The following is a 15,264-nucleotide window of genomic DNA, read 5'->3' on the forward strand; positions in this document are numbered from 1 at the left end:
CACCGATCAGGCAAACCTTCCCGGATTCGCCGCGACCGCCCTGCGTAGCGTCGGTCGATCGGCGCGGTACGCCTCCACGACGGGCGCGAGTTCCTGCGGGGTCGCCCCGTGCATGATGACCGAGTGCACGCCCAGGTCGTACTGCCGGGCGATGGTCTTCGCGCACTCCTCGGGCGATCCCGACGCAGCCGAGGCCAGCCACTCGTCGGGCATCATCGCGTCGAACTGCTCCAGCGTCTCGACCGAGGCGCTGGCGTCGATGGGCCCTACGGCGGCCGCGTTCATGAAGAGCTCGGTCTGGCGAATCCGCTCCCACACGGCAGGGTCCCAGCCGTTGGCGCCGATCAGCACGTCCGGATAGGCCTGCAGGTAGGTCACGAGCCGCCCCGCCCGGCGGCGCAGGCGGTCCTCCTCCGGCAGGTTGTCGCCGACCGTCGCCAGACAGGCCCAGATCCGGACGCTGTCGGGGTCCTTGCCCGCCCGCTCGGCACCACGACGTACCGCCTCGACGGACGCGACCGTCGCCTCGTCGGAGAAGAAGGTGTGGAGCACGACGAAGTCACCGATCTCACCCGCGAGCTCCATCGTCTTGGGGCCGACCGCCACAAACCCGATGGGGGGCGCGTCGTCCAGCCCGTTCGCGTGGCGCAACATCGGCCACTTCCCAGCCGGACCGTCGTGGTTCAGGATCGTCTCCCCGTCCCACAGGCGCCGCAGGATGTCGGTGTAGTCACGCAGCCGGGCCTCGGTCACCACGGGGAGACCGACGGCCTTCCAATAGGCGCCCATGCCTCGGCCGAACGCCAGGGAGAAGCGCCCCTCTGTCAGCGCGTGCATCGTCGATCCCACGGTGGCCGTGACGGTCGGGTGCCGGGTGTGAGGGTTGGTCGACGGGCCGATGCCCAGGGTGCTCGTGCAGCCGGCCAATGCACCGGACAGGACCCCGGCGTCCTTCACGGTGAACCGCTCTCCGACGTGACAGGAGCCCAGCCCGAGCTCCTCCGCCGCGCGAGCCTCCGAGAAGACCACCCGGGCGTCCGCCGGGTGCCGGGTCACGGCGTAGTAGCCGAGTTCGTTCAGTTGCTCGCTCACGGCGCCACCACGTCCAGACCGTCGAGGAGGCTCTCGAACAGCGCTCGGTGGAACATCAGCGTCTCGATGTCGTCGGGGCGTTCGACCTCCCCGAAGTGGATGGATCGCGCTCCGGTGCGCATGAACAGGACGGCCCAGTTGACCGCGCTGTGGACGTGGTACCAGGTCAGGTCGCCGATCTCCACGCCGGTGAGCTCGGTGTACCTCGCCACGACGTCCTCCTCCCGCATGAAGTCCGGCATGCCGGGAAGATCGAAGCCGGTCGTCATCGACTCGAACACCCGGTGGGCGAAGATCAGCCAGGACAGGTCCAGCTCGCGCGGACCGACACTCGCCATCTCCCAGTCGAGGACTCCGACCGGCTCGAAGTCGACGTACATCACGTTGCCGAGGCGGGCGTCCCCCCAGACCAGCACCGACTCGGTGGTGTCCGGCAGATTGGACTCGAGCCACCTCAGCGCGCGGTCGATCAGCGGTGAGCGCTCGAGGTCACGGACGGCGAACTCGTACCAGGCGCGCGTGCGGGCGAGGTTGCGCTGCAACGCGGTGGCACCGGGCAGGTCGGGGTCGAGGAAGGCAAACACCTCGTCCGCCCCCGGGATCGAATGCAGGTCCGCGAGGGCCTTCACCGTGCTGTCCTGCAGGCGCCGCCGGTCCTCCGGCGAGGCGTCGAAGAGCCAGTTGCCGCCGAAGTTGTACGGCATCATGTCGGGCGGGACGACTCCGGTGAGACGGTCCATGAGGAAGAACGGCATCCCCAGCACGTCACCCGACGGCTCCATGAAACCCACGCTGGGCACGGGGACGTCGCTCAACTCGCCGATGATCCGCATCGTGTCGTACTGGCCCTGCAAGGCGTAGCTCTCGAGAACCGGGAAGTCCTCGGCCGCGGGAACAACTCGAGCGATGTACTCGGCGGTCCGCTCCTCGCCGCCTTCCCGCCAGGACACGTCGAACACCAGGGTCTCGGAGGACATCCCGTTGGCGTCGATCCCGGAGTGAAGGGTGACGGTGGGCTCCGCGCCCGCGGGGAGCTTCGTCGCGAGCCATCCGGCCAATGCAGCCGGAACGACGCTCATGTCCCGGCTCGTTCGCTGAATCCTCATGTCGTCCGGCGGCTTGGCGTTCGTCACATTTCCTCCCGAGTGTGTTCTGCGCAACAACTACCGCGCAAACATTCGGCCACGCGAATCCCATTGTCAACGAACCCTCTCAAAGATTGGGAGGAGTCGCGCACCGGCCCGGAAACCACGAAAGGCTCGCCGCGGTCGCATTGTGCGACCGGGGCGAGCCTTTCTACGTGTGACGGGTCAGCTGAAGTAGGACCCGATGGTGTTGGTGATGAACACCGAGTCGATCGCCAGGCCCAGGCAGACGACGGCGAGGTAGTTGTTCGACTGCAGGAACAACCGCAGCGGCTTGACCGGCTCACCGCGGCGCACGCCGGCGTAGAGCTGGTGCGCCATCAGCAGGAACCAGGCGCCGGCGACCAGCGCGACCGCGGCGTAGACGACGCCCGCGGCGGGCACCAGGACCAGTGTGGTCAGGACGGTCAGCCAGGTGTAGACGAGGATCTGCTTGGTGACGCGCTCCTCGCTGGCGATCACCGGCAGCATCGGCACGCCCGCGGCTTTGTAGTCCTCCTTGTACCGCATGGCCATCGCCCAGGTGTGCGGCGGCGTCCAGAAGAAGATGACCAGGAACAGCACGACCGGTTCCCAGCTGAGGCTGCCCGTGACCGCGGCCCAGCCGACCATCACCGGCATGCAGCCGGCGGCGCCGCCCCAGATGACGTTCTGCCAGGTCCGCCGCTTGAGCACCATGGTGTAGACCAGCACGTAGAACGCAATGGTCAACGCGATCAGGATGGCGGCCAGCGGGTACGTCGCCCACCACAGCCACACGAACGACGCGATACCCAGGGCCAGGCCGAAGACCAGCGCGTGCGACGTGGGCACCGCCATCCGCGCCAGCGGGCGCCGGGCGGTGCGCTTCATCACCTTGTCGATGTCCGCGTCGACCACGCAGTTGAGGGTGTTCGCGCTCGCCGCGCCGAGCCAGCCGCCGAACAGCGTGCTCAGGATCAGCGGGAAGTCGACGGTGCCGCGCGACGCCAGCAGCATCGCGGGGATTGTCGCCACCAGGAGTAGCTCGATCACCCGCGGCTTCGTCAACGCCACGTAGGCGAGCACCTTGCCGCTGACCGCGCCCCAGAGGGTGTCGGATCCCCCTGCCGGGGTGGCGGCGGAGCCACCAGCGAGACCATGTCCGCCACGCTCCACTATCCGCACCATTTCTCCTTGCGACACACATTCGACGGCGGATCCCGGACACACCACTCGGCGCGGACCCAGCCACTACTACAACCGATGGTAGACGGCCACCGCTTCAGGACCGAACCGCAGGTCACCGGTTGGCGTCTCCAAATCGACCTCGACGCGCCCGACCACTACTGTTGTGTCCGAACCCTGCGTACCAGAAGTGGAGAACTACGCTGGGTCCTACCCGCGTTGCGCTCACATCTATCTCAGGAGACTTCTGCTCGTGTCGATCACTGACGAGATCCGTGTCCTCACCCAGCCGGTCCACCCCGCCGATTGGACGGAGCTGGACACCAAGGCCGTCGACACCGCCCGGGTGCTGGCCGCCGACGCCGTGCAGAAGGTCGGCAACGGCCATCCCGGCACCGCGATGAGCCTCGCCCCGCTGGCCTACACGCTGTTCCAGCGTGTCCTGCGCCACGATCCGGCCGACGCCGGGTGGGTGGGCCGCGACCGCTTCGTGCTGTCCTGCGGCCACAGCAGCCTCACCCTGTACACGCAGCTGTACCTGTCGGGCTACGGCCTCGAGCTCGCCGACCTGGAGGCGCTGCGCACCTGGGGTTCGCTGACCCCGGGCCACCCCGAGTTCGGCCACACCGTCGGCGTCGAGATGACCACCGGCCCGCTCGGGCAGGGCCTGTCCTCCGCGGTCGGCATGGCGATGGCCGCCCGACGCGAGCGTGGACTGTTCGACCCGGACGCCACCGAGGGCACCAGCCCGTTCGACCACCACATCTACGTGATCGCCTCCGACGGCGACCTGCAGGAGGGCGTCACCTCCGAGGCGTCGTCGCTGGCCGGTGTGCAGCAGCTGGGCAACCTGATCGTCTTCTACGACGACAACGAGATCTCCATCGAGCACGACACCGCGATCGCGTTCGGCGAGGACGTCGGCAAGCGTTACGAGGCGTACGGCTGGCACGTGCAGCGCGTCGAGGGCGGCGAGAACGTCTCCGCGATTCTCGACGCCGTCGCCGCCGCGAAGGCCGTCACCGACAAGCCGTCGATCATCGTGCTGCGCACCATCATCGGGTACCCGGCGCCGACCAAGATGAACACCGGCGACGTGCACGGCGCGGCGCTCGGCGCGGACGAGGTCGCCGGCGTGAAGAAGACGCTCGGCTTCGACCCCGACAAGAGCTTCGACGTCGACGCGGCCGCCCTGGCGCACGCCCGCGAGGTCGTCGCCCGCGGCGCGGCGGCGCACCAGCAGTGGCAGGGCGAGTTCGACGCCTGGGCCGCCCGCGAGCCGGAGCGCAAGGCGCTCTTCGACCGCCTGGAGTCCGGCGAGTTCCCGGCCGGCTGGACCGACACCCTGCCGACGTGGGAGGCCGACGCCAAGGGCGCCGCCACCCGCAAGGCCTCGGCGAAGGTGCTCAACGCGCTCGGCCCGATCCTGCCCGAGCTGTGGGGCGGCTCCGCCGACCTGGCCGGCAGCAACAACACCACGATCGACGGCTCCGACTCGTTCGGTCCCGCGTCGATCTCGACGAAGGACTGGACCGCGCAGCCGTACGGCCGCACCCTGCACTTCGGCATCCGCGAGCACGCGATGGGCTCGATCCTCAACGGCATCGCGCTGCACGGGCCGACCCGCCCCTACGGCGGCACCTTCCTGGTGTTCAGCGACTACATGCGCCCGGCCGTGCGGCTCGCCGCGCTGATGAAGACGCCGGCGATCTACGTGTGGACGCACGACTCCATCGGCCTCGGCGAGGACGGCCCGACCCACCAGCCGATCGAGCACCTCGCCGCACTGCGCGCCATCCCGAACGTCGCCGTGATCCGTCCCGGTGACGCCAACGAGACCGCGCACGCGTGGAAGACGGCCCTGGAGAACAAGACCGGCCCGTCCGCCCTGGCCCTGACCCGTCAGGACATCCCGGTGCTCGAGGGCACCAAGGACAAGGCCGTCGACGGCGTCGCCCGCGGCGCGTACGTGCTGGCCGAGGCGTCCACCGGGACCCCGCAGGTGATCCTGCTGGCCTCCGGCTCGGAGCTGTACCTGGCCGTCGAGGCCCGCGAGACCCTCGAGGCCGAGGGCATCGGCACCCGGGTGGTCTCGGTCCCCTGCCTCGACTGGTTCGAGGAGCAGGACCAGGCCTACCGCGACGAGGTGCTGCCGCCCGCGGTGCGTGCCCGTGTCTCGGTCGAGGCCGGCATCGCGATGCCGTGGTGGCGCATCCTCGGCGACGCCGGTGAGGCCGTCTCCATCGAGCACTTCGGCGCGTCCGCCGACCACAAGACGTTGTTCCGCGAGTTCGGCTTCACGGCCGAGAACGTGACCGCCGCGGCTCGCCGCACCCTGGACCGAGTGAAGGGCTGATCGCCATGCCACAGAACAAGAATCTCGCCGACCTGTCGGCCGCCGGTGTGTCGGTGTGGCTCGACGACCTCTCCCGCGCACGACTCGAGTCGGGCAACCTCGCCCAGCTCGTCGCGGAGAAGTCCGTCGTCGGTGTCACCACGAACCCGTCGATCTTCCAGGCGGCGCTCAAGGGCCCCGAGTACCGGACGCAGCTGCACGAGCTCGCCGGCCACGGCGCGAACGTCGACGACACGGTCCGCGCGCTGACCACCGACGACGTCCGGGCCGCCTGCGACCTGCTCGCCCCGCAGTACGAGGCCACCGCCGGCGTCGACGGCCGGGTCTCGATCGAGGTCGACCCGCGTCTCGCGCACGAGACCGACGCCACGGTCGCGCAGGCCGTCGAGCTGTGGAAGATCGTCGACCGGCCCAACCTGCTGATCAAGATCCCGGCCACCCTCGCGGGCCTGCCCGCGATCACCCGGGTCATCGCCGAGGGCATCAGCGTCAACGTCACGCTGATCTTCTCGGTCGAGCGGCACAAGGCCGTCATCGACGCCTACCTGGCCGGCCTCGAGGCCGCTCAGGCCGCCGGGCACGACCTGTCGAAGATCCACTCGGTCGCCTCCTTCTTCGTCTCCCGCGTGGACTCGGAGATCGACGCCCGCCTGGACGCGCTGGGCACGGACGACGCGCTCGCCCTGCGCGGCAAGGCCGGACTCGCCAACGCGCGCCTGGCCTACGCCGCCTACCAGGAGGTGTTCGAGCAGGGTGAGCGGTTCGCCGCACTCGCCAAGTCCGGCGCCCGGCTGCAGCGTCCGCTGTGGGCGTCGACGGGTGTGAAGAACCCGGCCTACCCGGACACGCTCTACGTCACGGAACTGGTCGCGCCCGACACCGTCAACACCATGCCGGAGAAGACGATGGACGCGGTCGCCGACCACGGCACCGTCTCCGGGGACACCATCTCCGGCACCGCGGCCGCCTCCCAGCAGGTCTTCGACCAGCTGACCGGCGTCGGTGTGGCGCTGCCCGAGGTCTTCGACACGCTCGAGTCCGAGGGTGTGGAGAAGTTCGAGGCGTCCTGGAACGAGCTGCTCGAGGCCATCTCCGGCCAGCTCGCCGCCGCGGCCGACAAGGGCTGATCGATGCCGAGCACGGGCGCCGCGCCGCAGTGGGTCAATCCGCTGCGGGACGAGCGGGACAAGAGGCTGCCCCGTATCGCGGGCCCGTGCTCGCTGGTGATCTTCGGGGTCACCGGCGACCTGGCGCGCAAGAAGCTGATGCCGGCGGTGTACGACCTGGCCAACCGCGGGCTGCTGCCGCCGGGCTTCGCCCTGGTGGGCTTCGCGCGGCGGGACTGGGCGGACGAGGACTTCGGCCAGGTCGTCCACGACGCGGTCAAGCAGCATTCCCGCACCCCCTTCCGTGAGGAGGTGTGGGAGCGTCTCGCCGAGGGAATCCGGTTCGTGCAGGGCAGTTTCGACGACGCCGCGGCCTTCGCCGAGCTGAGCAGCACGCTCGAGTCGCTCGACCAGGAACGCGGCACCGGCGGCAACCACGCCTTCTACCTGGCCATCCCGCCGGCAGCCTTCCCCACCGTGTGCGAGCAGCTCTCCCGCTCCGGGCTGGCGAAGCAGACCGAGGAACAGTGGCGCCGAGTGGTGATCGAGAAGCCGTTCGGTCACGACCTCGACAGCGCCAAGGAACTCAACGCGGTGGTCAACACCGTCTTCCCCGAGGACTCGGTGTTCCGCATCGACCACTACCTCGGCAAGGAGACTGTGCAGAACATCCTGGCGTTGCGCTTCGCGAACCAGCTGTTCGACCCGATCTGGAACGCGCACTACGTGGACCACGTGCAGATCACCATGGCCGAGGACATCGGTCTCGGCGGTCGCGCCGGCTACTACGACGGGATCGGCGCCGCCCGCGACGTCATCCAGAACCACCTGCTGCAACTGCTGGCGTTCACCGCGATGGAGGAGCCGGTCAGCTTCGAGCCGTCGGAACTGCAGGCGGAGAAGATCAAGGTGCTCTCCGCGACCCGGCTCGCCGAACCGCTGGACGAGACGACGGCCCGCGGCCAGTACGCGGCCGGGTGGCAGGGCGGCCAGCAGGTGGTCGGCCTGCTCGACGAGGAGGGCTTCTCCGAGGACTCGGTCACCGAGACCTACGCGGCCATCACCCTCGAGGTGGACACCCGCCGCTGGGCGGGCGTGCCGTTCTACCTCCGCACCGGAAAGCGCCTGGGCCGCAGGGTCACCGAGATCGCGGTGGTGTTCAAGCGCGCCCCGCACCTGCCGTTCGACGCCACCATGACCGAGGAACTGGGGCAGAACGCCCTGGTGATCCGCGTCCAGCCGGACGAGGGCGTCACCATGCGGTTCGGCTCCAAGGTGCCCGGGTCCTCCATGGAGGTCCGCGACGTCAACATGGACTTCAGCTACGGCCAGGCGTTCACCGAGTCCTCCCCCGAGGCCTACGAGCGGCTGATCCTCGACATGCTGCTGGGCGAGCCGTCGCTGTTCCCGGTCAACGCCGAGGTGGAGTTGTCGTGGAAGATCCTCGATCCGGTGCTCGAGCGCTGGGCCGCCGAGGGCACCCCCGAGCCCTACGAGGCCGGCACCTGGGGCCCGCAGTCCGCACAGGACATGCTGCGCCGCACCGGACGCGAATGGAGAAGGCCGTGAGCGCATTCCACGCAGGACCGACGCCCGAGGGGACCCGCCGGTGATCATCGACCTACCCGCCACCACCACCGGGACCGTCAACAAGAAGCTCGTCGAGCTCCGGGAGACCGGCGGCGCCGTGACCCTGGGCCGGGTGCTGACACTGGTGGTCAGCACCGACGACAGCGAACACTCCGAGGCCGTCATCGACGCGGCCAACGAGGCCAGCCGCGAGCACCCCTGCCGGGTCATCGTGGTCACCCGCGGCAACCGGTCCGTCGAGTCCCGGCTCGACGCCCAGATCCGGGTGGGCGGCGACGCGGGCGCGTCCGAGGTGGTGGTGCTGCGGCTGTACGGAGAGCTGGCCGGCCACGAGTCGTCCGTGGTCACCCCGTTCCTGCTGCCGGACACCCCGGTGGTCGCCTGGTGGCCCGACAAGTCACCCCCGGTCCCGGCCCAGGACCCCTTGGGCCGCTTGGCAGTCCGCCGGATCACCGATGCCACCGGCGCGCCGGACCCGCGGGCCACGATCATCTCGCGGCTGGCGTCGTACACCGACGGCGACACCGACCTCGCGTGGGCGCGGATCACGCCGTGGCGCGCGCTGCTCACCTCGGCGCTCGACCAGCCGCCCCACGAGCAGATCCTCTCGGCGACGGTCTCCGGTCTCGCGGAGGAGCCCGCCGTCGACCTCATCGCCGGGTGGCTGGCCAGCCGGATCGAGGGCCCGGTCCACCGGCGCACCGGCCTGCTGCGGGCGGACCTGCACCGGGAGACCAGCACACTGTCGCTCAGCCGGCCGCAGACCGGCAAGACCGCAACCCTCAGCCGCACCGGTGCGCCGGACTCCCTGGTCTCGCTGGCCCGCCGGGAGACGCGGGACTGCCTGGCCGAGGACCTGCGCCGACTCGACCCCGACGAGATCTACCACGCAGCCCTGGCCGGACTGGCCAAGGTCATCTACGAGTGATGGGTGCTCATGACTGACATCGCAGTTCAGACGTACGACGATGCCGAGGAATTGACCACAGCAGCCGCGGCCCAACTGGTCGCGGTGATCGAGGCGGCGCAGGCCGAACGCGGGTCCGCCTCCATCGTCCTCACCGGCGGCGGCAACGGAATCGGACTGTTGCGCAGGGTCCGCGCGAACCCGGGCAAGATCGACTGGTCCGCCGTCGACGTGTTCTGGGGTGACGAGCGGTTCCTGCCCGCGGGCGACCCCGACCGCAACGAGGTCCAGGCGCACGAGGCACTGCTCGACCACGTGCCGGTGCCGCCGGCCCGACTGCATCCGATGCCCTACGGCGACGGCCAGTACGCGGGCGACCCGGACGCCGCGGCGGTGGCGTACGAGCACGTGCTCGCCGCGCACGCGAACGGCGGACCGACCCCCGAGTTCGACGTGCACCTGCTGGGCATGGGCGGCGAGGGACACGTCAACTCGCTGTTCCCCGACACCGACGCCGTCCGGGAGAAGACCCGCCACGTGGTGGCCGTCACCGACTCCCCCAAACCGCCCGCCGAGCGGGTCACCCTGACGCTGCCCGCGATCCGTCGGGCCCGCCGGGTGTGGCTGCTGGTCGCGGGCGCGGACAAGGCCGAGGCGGTGGCCGCCGCGATCGGCGGGGCGAAGCCCGCCGACATCCCCGCCGCCGGCGCGCTGGGTTCCGAGTCCACGGTGTGGATGCTGGACCGGGCCGCAGCGGCCGACCTGCCCGCGGACAGGTAGCAACCGACGCGGCGAACCGCGAAAGCCGGCCGACGGCCCGACGTGTGACTCACTCCCGCGTCGGGCCGTCGGTCTGTTCGTCGTCCGCCACTGTCGACCGGGTCGCCGGATGTCCGTTGGCGCACGGGTTTCCGCGAACACCTCCCGCATCGCGGCACCCGGCACCCCGAGGCCCCGGCTGTCGCCGCCCACCGCTGCGGCCGATCCCCTGACGCCACCCCTGCGCCGCCGTGCACCCGGTCATCGTGGGACTCCCCTCCGTGGGCGAATCGTGCTCTCACCGAGGTTTGACGCGGCCGAATCCCCGCGGGTTCCACCCCCTTCCCGCCATCGATTCCGAGAGTTACGCTGATAAGACAGTTACCTTCAGTTGAAGGAGACAGTCATGAATGACCCGGTCATGACGGATCTCGGGACGCGGCGGTGGTGGGCCCTCGGCGCGGTCAGCCTCGCGGTACTGGCGGTCGGCCTCGACGGCACGGTGCTCTCCGTGGCGATCCCGACCCTCGCAGGGGCCCTGCACGCCTCGGAGTCGGACCTGCAGTGGTTCTCGTCGGCCTACTTCCTGGTCCTCGCCGCCTCGATGCTGCCCGCCGGCCTGCTCGGCGACCGCTACGGCCACAAGAGGGTGCTGCTCACCTCCCTGGCGCTGTTCGGGGTTGGCTCTGTCGCCTCCGCGTACTCGACGACGGTGCCGCAGTTCCTCGCTTCCCGCGTGCTGCTGGGCCTGGCCGGCGCCGGGGTGATCGTGATGGCGATCTCCGCGCTCACCGTGCTCTTCGCCCCGGCCGAGCGCCCCAAGGCGGTGGGGGTGTGGGCGGCCGCCAACTTCCTCGCCCTCCCACTCGGGCCGATCCTCGGCGGCTGGCTGCTCACCCACTACTGGTGGGGCTGGGTGTTCCTGCTCAACCTGCCGGTGGTCGCGGTCGGCTGCGTCGCCGTCGCCGCCCTGGTGCCGGAGTCCCGGGCGGCTCAGGCTCCGGGCCTGGACCCGGTCGGGGTCGCCGCGTCGTCCGCCGGGCTGGTGGCCGTGACGTACGGCCTGATCACGGCCGGCCAGGCGGGGTGGACCGACACCCGCGCGCTGCTCGCGCAGATCGTCGGCGTCGCGATCCTGGTCGGGTTCGTCGGCTGGGAACGCCGCCTGACCCGGCGCCCGAACGGTCAGCCACTGCTCGACCTGACGCTGTTCCGGTCCGCGTCGTTCACCTGGGGTGTGGTGCTGGCCGCGGTCGCGGTGATGGCGATGATCGGCGGACTGTTCACCATGCCGCAGTACTTCCAGGGCGTGCTCGGCACCGACGCTATGGGCTCGGGTGTTCGCCTGCTGCCGCTGATCGGCGGCCTGGTGGTCGGCGCCCTGCCCGCGGATCGGGTCGCCGCCCTGCTGGGCGCGAAGGTCACCGTCGCGGCCGGATTCGCGCTGCTCGCAACCGGATTCCTGCTCGGCTCGAGGACGGACGTGACGTCGAGCGGCGCCTTCGTGGCGGCCTGGATGGCGGTGGTCGGGATGGGGTTGGGCCTGGCCATGGCCACCGCGTCCGCCGCCGCGCTCGCCGAGCTGACGCCGGATCGCAGCGGCGTCGGCTCCGCCGTGCTGCAGGCGGTGAACAAGGTGGGCGGGCCGTTCGGCACGGCGATCCTCGGAAGCGTGCTCACGGCCGGCTACCTGTCCCGCCTCGACCTGACCGGACTGCCGGAACCGGCGGCGACGGCCGTGCGCCAGAGCATCTTCGGCGGCGTGGCGGTGGCGCACGAGACCGGATCCGCGGCCCTGCTCGACTCCGTGCGGGCGGCGTTCGTGCACGGCATGGACAGCTCGATGCTGGTGTCGGCGGGCATCGCGGTGGTCGGCCTGGTGCTCACCGTCCTCTTCCTCCCCCGGGTGGCCGCGCCGAGCGACCAGGAACAGGAGGGTCAGCATGTCGAAACCCGTTGACCTGCAGGAGAAACCGTCGATCCACCGCGCCCTCGGGCTGCGGGAGCGAAAGAAGGCGCGGACCAGGGCGACCATCGCGGCGCACGCCTTCCGGCTGTTCCAGGAGCAGGGCTACGACGCCACCACGGTGCAGCAGATCATCGACGAGGCCGAGGTGTCCGAGAGCACCTTCTTCCGGTACTTCCCCACCAAGGCCGACGTGGCGCTCTCGGACGACTTCGACCCCCTGATCGTCGAGGCCTTCCTCGCGCAGCCGTCGGAACTCAATTCGATCCAGGCCCTGCGGGTCTCGTTCCGGACCGCCTTCGCGCGGCTGTCGGAACCGGAGGTGTTCGCGATGCGCGAGCGCATGCACCTGGTCTTCTCAGTGCCCGACCTGCGTGCGGCCATGCTGGACCAGTTCGCGGACGCCATGCACCTGCTGACCGAGGCGATCGCCGCTCGTACCGGGCGCGATCCCGGCGACCTGGCCGTGCGCACCCTCGCCGGGGCCGTGGTCGGCGCCATGATGGCGACTGCCTTCGCCCTGACCGACGACCCCTCCGCCGACCTGCTCGCCCTCGTCGACAGGTCGCTGGCCTACCTCGAAGCCGGATTCGACCTCTGAGGTCGCGCCGGCGCAGCGGTGAACACCAGAGGTCAGAAGATTCTGCCCGGGGCGTGTCGATTCGGCCGCGCCCCGTTCGTCGTCATGCTGTACGGCAACCCGGCCGCGCGAGACACCCACCACACGAGGAGTCCAAAATGAAGTACATGATGCTGATCAACGCCGAGTCCGCCGACGCCGGCGACCAGTGCACCGTCGAGGACTGGATGGTCTACGACAAGTCGGTCCAGGACGCCGGCATCTTCGTCAGCGGCGAGTCGTTGGCGGACCTGACCACCGCGACCGCGGTCCGGGTCGACGCGGACGGCACCCGGACCGTCACCGACGGTCCGTTCGCCGAGACCCGTGAGGTGCTCGGCGGCTTCTACGTCATCGACGTGCCGAACCTCGACGTCGCGCTGGACTGGGCGGCCCGCTGCCCAGGCGCACGCGGCGGCGGATCCGTGGTGGTGCGACCGATCGCCGACTTCGGGGTGTGACCTCGATGGACGGGCAGGGCGCCGACGGACCGGTGGACGCCGCGGTGGAGTCGGTCTTCCGCGAGGAACGCGGGCGGCTCCTCGCGGCCCTCGTCCACCGGTACGGCGACCTCGACCTGGCCGAGGAGGTCACCTCCGAGGCAGTCGAGGCGGCGCTGGTGCACTGGCCCGTCCACGGCGTGCCGACCAGGCCCGGGGCCTGGCTGCTGACCACGGCACGCCGCAAGGCCGTCGACCGGTTGCGGCGCGACCAGACCTACGCGGCCCGGCTCGCCGTACTGCAGGTGGAACTCGAACGCGCCGAACCCGCCACCGCGGCGGGCGTGGACAACGACCTCACCGACGAGCGACTGCAACTGTTCTTCACGTGTGCGCATCCCGCCCTCGCCCCCGACGACCGCGTCGCGCTGACCCTGCGCTGCCTGGCGGGCCTGACCACACCGGAGGTCGCGCGGGCGTTCCTGGTCCCGACCGCGACGATGGCCCAGCGGATCGTCCGGGCCAAGAAGAAGATTCGCGAGGCCCGCATCCCCTTCCGGGTGCCGGGTGCGGACGAGCTGCCCGGACGACTGCCGGGGGTGCTCCAGGTCGTCTACTCCGTGTTCACCGAGGGCTACGCGGCCAGTTCGGGGCCGGACCTGCAGCGGCTCGACCTGGCAGAGGAGGCGATCCGGCTGGCGCGGATCCTGCGCCGGCTGCTGCCCACCGAGCGGGAGGTCGCCGGTCTGCTCGCGTTGATGCTGCTGGTTCACGCCAGGCGCGACGCCCGGACGGACCCCGCGGGCGAGCTGGTGCTGCTCGACGACCAGGACCGGGATCGCTGGGACCGCGCGATGATCGACGAGGGCTCCGCCCTGGTGCTGGTCGCGCTGACCGGCGGCCCGCCGGGCCCGTACGGGGCGCAGGCCGCGATCGCCGCGCTGCACGACGAGGCCGCCGGCGTCGCGGGCACCGACTGGCCGCAGGTGGTGGCGCTCTACGACGTGCTGCTCGCGCTGACGCCGTCCCCGGTGGTCGCGCTGAACCGGGCCGTGGCGGTGGCGATGCGCGACGGCCCGCAGGCCGGCCTGACCCTGCTCGACGACCTGGCCGGCGAACCGCGGCTGCGCGGGCATCACCCGTACCCGGCCGCTCGCGCCGACCTGCTGCGCCGGCTCGGCCGGTTCCCGGAGGCCGCGGCGGCCTACCGGCAGGCACTCGACCTGGTCGGCACCGCGCCGGAGCGTGCGCACCTGCGGCGACGGCTCGACGAGGTCGAGGCGTCGGGTCCGGACGACCAGCCGCTGTCGACGTGAGCGGCCGCCCACCCCGGGCAGGGGTGGGCGGCCATGTTCAGCTGCGGTGGATTTGATGGAGCATTGCAACGCCGACGCCTCCCGTATTCGGCAGATCAGCCGGCACTCGGCGCCTACGCTGGCACTACAGCAGGGTCGGGGCGGATCCCACGTTCGAGGGCACGCCATGCGCCGTACCGCGATTCATGGCCTACTCGTCGCCGGAACCATTGCGTCCGCAGCCACCCTGATACCGACCCTCGGCACGACCGCCGCCGCGGCGGCGAACCCACCGCCCGGCGCTCGGGTCCGATGCCGAGCATTGGGTGCGATGCCCGGCAGGCAGCGTGGAGGGATCGGTACTCGTCGAGGTGGTCCAGGACCGTCGCCACAGCTCACTCACGCTGCTTGGTTCTGCATCCTTCGCAAGAGTGGAAGCGACATCAAACCCGAGACGGCTCAGGGTGAGTGTCAGCGGAGCAGCGCGTCGACCCGGCTCAACGCGTACTCGGTGACCGCGACCAGCCCCGACTTCGCCGACTCCCGGTCCCGGGCGTCGAGGGAGACGATCGGCACGTCCGGGGACACCGCCAGCGCCTGCCGGATGTCCTCCGTCGCGTAGCGCGGCGCGTCGTCGAACTCGTTCACCGCAATCAGGAACGGAAGATTGCGGGCCTCGAAGAAGTCGACGGCCGCGAAGGACTCGTCGAGGCGCCGGGTGTCGATCAGCACGATCGCCCCGATGGCGCCGCGGATCAGGTCGTCCCACATGAACCAGAACCGGTGCTGGCCCGGCGTCCCGAACAGGTACAGCACCAGGTCGTCCGCGAGGCTGATCCGGCC

The 15,264-nt window shown here is 70.6% G+C and carries 13 protein-coding genes; 9 read left to right on the plus strand and 4 right to left on the minus strand.

Going from position 1 to position 15,264, the window contains the following annotated elements:
- Nucleotides 1–6: 6 nt before the first annotated feature.
- From AC1DWC_RS19190 to AC1DWC_RS19200, 3 genes are all read right to left on the minus strand, one after another.
- The gene (locus tag AC1DWC_RS19190; RefSeq protein WP_477910553.1) at nt 7–1,092 is read right to left on the minus strand and encodes a TIGR03857 family LLM class F420-dependent oxidoreductase; all 1,086 of its coding nucleotides are present in this window, start codon (nt 1,090–1,092) and stop codon (nt 7–9) included.
- The gene (locus tag AC1DWC_RS19195) at nt 1,089–2,171 is read right to left on the minus strand and encodes a phosphotransferase family protein (RefSeq protein WP_477910555.1); all 1,083 of its coding nucleotides are present in this window, start codon (nt 2,169–2,171) and stop codon (nt 1,089–1,091) included. The genes AC1DWC_RS19190 and AC1DWC_RS19195 overlap by 4 nt, the downstream gene beginning before the upstream one ends.
- Nucleotides 2,172–2,402: 231 nt before the next feature.
- Nucleotides 2,403–3,386, minus strand: coding sequence for a heme o synthase (locus AC1DWC_RS19200; protein ID WP_477910557.1), 984 nt, complete (start codon nt 3,384–3,386; stop codon nt 2,403–2,405).
- Nucleotides 3,387–3,636: 250 nt separating this feature from the next.
- Here AC1DWC_RS19200 and tkt point away from each other — a divergent pair, with 250 nt between their 5' ends.
- From tkt to AC1DWC_RS19245, 9 genes are all read left to right on the plus strand, one after another.
- Nucleotides 3,637–5,739, plus strand: a complete 2,103-nt coding sequence (gene tkt / locus AC1DWC_RS19205) for a transketolase (protein ID WP_477910559.1) — start codon at nt 3,637–3,639, stop codon at nt 5,737–5,739.
- A gap of 5 nt (nt 5,740–5,744) precedes the next feature.
- Nucleotides 5,745–6,866 carry a transaldolase gene (gene tal, locus AC1DWC_RS19210; RefSeq protein WP_477910561.1) on the plus strand — a complete coding sequence of 374 codons (1,122 nt, stop codon included), beginning with the start codon at nt 5,745–5,747 and terminating at the stop codon, nt 6,864–6,866.
- 3 nt (nt 6,867–6,869) lie between these two features.
- On the plus strand, nt 6,870–8,414 hold the full coding sequence (gene zwf / locus AC1DWC_RS19215) for a glucose-6-phosphate dehydrogenase (RefSeq protein ID WP_477910563.1): 1,545 nt from the start codon (nt 6,870–6,872) through the stop codon (nt 8,412–8,414).
- 40 nt (nt 8,415–8,454) lie between these two features.
- Nucleotides 8,455–9,363, plus strand: a complete 909-nt coding sequence (gene opcA, locus AC1DWC_RS19220; RefSeq protein ID WP_477910565.1) for a glucose-6-phosphate dehydrogenase assembly protein OpcA — start codon at nt 8,455–8,457, stop codon at nt 9,361–9,363.
- Nucleotides 9,364–9,372: 9 nt separating this feature from the next.
- Nucleotides 9,373–10,122 carry a 6-phosphogluconolactonase gene (pgl, locus tag AC1DWC_RS19225; protein WP_477910567.1) on the plus strand — a complete coding sequence of 250 codons (750 nt, stop codon included), beginning with the start codon at nt 9,373–9,375 and terminating at the stop codon, nt 10,120–10,122.
- Nucleotides 10,123–10,507: 385 nt separating this feature from the next.
- Nucleotides 10,508–12,061 (plus strand): MFS transporter, encoded by a 1,554-nt coding sequence (locus AC1DWC_RS19230; RefSeq protein WP_477910569.1) that lies wholly within the window; start codon nt 10,508–10,510, stop codon nt 12,059–12,061.
- On the plus strand, nt 12,045–12,668 hold the full coding sequence (locus tag AC1DWC_RS19235) for an acyl-CoA-like ligand-binding transcription factor (RefSeq protein WP_477910571.1): 624 nt from the start codon (nt 12,045–12,047) through the stop codon (nt 12,666–12,668). The genes AC1DWC_RS19230 and AC1DWC_RS19235 overlap by 17 nt, the downstream gene beginning before the upstream one ends.
- Before the next feature lie 137 nt (nt 12,669–12,805).
- The gene (locus AC1DWC_RS19240) at nt 12,806–13,147 is read left to right on the plus strand and encodes a YciI family protein (RefSeq protein ID WP_072847141.1); all 342 of its coding nucleotides are present in this window, start codon (nt 12,806–12,808) and stop codon (nt 13,145–13,147) included.
- 5 nt (nt 13,148–13,152) lie between these two features.
- Nucleotides 13,153–14,442 carry an RNA polymerase sigma factor gene (locus AC1DWC_RS19245; protein ID WP_477910579.1) on the plus strand — a complete coding sequence of 430 codons (1,290 nt, stop codon included), beginning with the start codon at nt 13,153–13,155 and terminating at the stop codon, nt 14,440–14,442.
- Nucleotides 14,443–14,892: 450 nt separating this feature from the next.
- Here AC1DWC_RS19245 and AC1DWC_RS19250 read toward each other — a convergent pair.
- Nucleotides 14,893–15,264: GTP-binding protein (locus AC1DWC_RS19250; RefSeq protein ID WP_477910574.1), on the minus strand; the 372-nt coding region annotated here is incomplete at its 5' end.

Source organism: Rhodococcus sp. P4_C10, assembly GCF_056402135.1.

Excerpts from the sequence above, each read along its gene's own strand:
- AC1DWC_RS19195 (WP_477910555.1), bottom strand. The coding sequence starts at position 2,171 with ATGAGCGTCGTTCCGGCTGCATTGGCCGGATGGCTCGCGACGAAGCTC.
- AC1DWC_RS19200 (WP_477910557.1), bottom strand. The coding sequence starts at position 3,386 with ATGGTGCGGATAGTGGAGCGTGGCGGACATGGTCTCGCTGGTGGCTCC.
- tal (WP_477910561.1), top strand. The coding sequence starts at position 5,745 with ATGCCACAGAACAAGAATCTCGCCGACCTGTCGGCCGCCGGTGTGTCG.
- AC1DWC_RS19245 (WP_477910579.1), top strand. The coding sequence starts at position 13,153 with ATGGACGGGCAGGGCGCCGACGGACCGGTGGACGCCGCGGTGGAGTCG.
- AC1DWC_RS19230 (WP_477910569.1), top strand. The coding sequence starts at position 10,508 with ATGAATGACCCGGTCATGACGGATCTCGGGACGCGGCGGTGGTGGGCC.
- AC1DWC_RS19235 (WP_477910571.1), top strand. The coding sequence starts at position 12,045 with ATGTCGAAACCCGTTGACCTGCAGGAGAAACCGTCGATCCACCGCGCC.
- AC1DWC_RS19240 (WP_072847141.1), top strand. The coding sequence starts at position 12,806 with ATGAAGTACATGATGCTGATCAACGCCGAGTCCGCCGACGCCGGCGAC.
- pgl (WP_477910567.1), top strand. The coding sequence starts at position 9,373 with ATGACTGACATCGCAGTTCAGACGTACGACGATGCCGAGGAATTGACC.
- zwf (WP_477910563.1), top strand. The coding sequence starts at position 6,870 with ATGCCGAGCACGGGCGCCGCGCCGCAGTGGGTCAATCCGCTGCGGGAC.